1 protein-coding gene is annotated in these 1221 nt (G+C 32.8%); it reads right to left on the reverse strand.

Annotated elements, in window-relative coordinates; all coding sequences use genetic code 11:
* Positions 1-36: 36 nt before the first annotated feature.
* Complete coding sequence (locus tag DFQ09_RS18720) at positions 37-1008, reverse strand: IS110 family RNA-guided transposase (RefSeq protein ID WP_115813164.1); 972 nt, start codon at positions 1006-1008, stop codon at positions 37-39.
* Positions 1009-1221: the final 213 nt, after the last annotated feature.

The following is a 1221-nucleotide window of genomic DNA, read 5'->3' on the forward strand; positions in this document are numbered from 1 at the left end:
AACAAAGTACTGTGGCAAAAAACAAGTAAAAACTCATTAATTTTTCACTAAAGTACTTTTATAATTTCCATCATATATTAATCCCGATTTAGCTATAGCAAAGGCCTGTTTTAGTAGTTTATTACACACGGCAATTAATGCTAATTTTTTGCTCTTTCCTTTGGCTACGATTCGCTCATAAAGATCTCGGCACGCTTTGTTATGTTTACAAGCATTAAAACTGCACATAAATAATAAGTTTCTCAGCTTTTGATTTCCCATTTTACTTATTCGTGGCCTCCCTTTTACACTACTCCCACTTTGTCTAATTATAGGTGTTAGACCAGCGTAACTACACAATTCACTTGCGTTTGTAAAACGATCAAAACCGCCTGTTAAAACAACTAACATAATAGCTGTTTTAGTTCCAATTCCTGGAATAGTTTTTAAACGCGTTAATAAATCTTGGTGCTCTGTTTTTACCAAAACCAAGAGCTTATCTTCTAAATCTGCCATCTCTTTTTGAAGCTGCTTTAAACTACGTTTTAAGGATCTCACAACCACTTTACTTGGATTACCTAATACATCCTCACCATGTAGTTTGTTTTTTAGCATAGTGCTTTGTTTTGTATACACAGAAAGAGTTCTGACAATTTGAAGACATTCTATTTCCTCCTTAGAATTGCCTTTCCATAGCTTTAATTCTACTTGCTCAGCATAAGCACATATAAGTTTTGAATCGCTCTTATCCGTCTTAACTTTTGATAGTCCCATCTGGATAAAGCGTTTCACTGACAATGGATTTTCTACCGATACTTTTATACCAAATTCTAACAAATGGTAAGCCAACTGATAGTGATAATAACCCGTAGCTTCCATAACGCAATGACTATGGGAATTTAAAAATTTAGAAAACTTTTTAAAACCAAGTTCATTATTTTTAAACTGGTAGTAATTACCATCAGAATCTGTGACATCGAAAACTAAGCGACTAATGTCAATTCCAAAATATTTAATATCTTTATTCATAAGTAAATGTTTTTTTGAAAGGACAATCTACGCGAGTTTCAACGACTTAAAATCGAGGTCTAAAAGCCTCATAGAACTGTACGAAATCTGTGTAGAAAAGAGAGGGGATTTTCAATGTTGACGAAGTCTAAAGCTTCTGCGTGTATATTAACCTTATTCCTCTCTTTTGTTCTTTCTAATTTATCCTTAAATTTAATGAATTGTAAACTTAAG

The sequence above is a fragment of the Winogradskyella pacifica genome, from assembly GCF_003386275.1.
Lineage (GTDB): Bacteria > Bacteroidota > Bacteroidia > Flavobacteriales > Flavobacteriaceae > Winogradskyella > Winogradskyella pacifica.

Bases quoted from the DNA above. Each gene is read 5' to 3' on its own strand.
- DFQ09_RS18720 (WP_115813164.1), bottom strand. From the start codon at position 1,008: ATGAATAAAGATATTAAATATTTTGGAATTGACATTAGTCGCTTAGTT.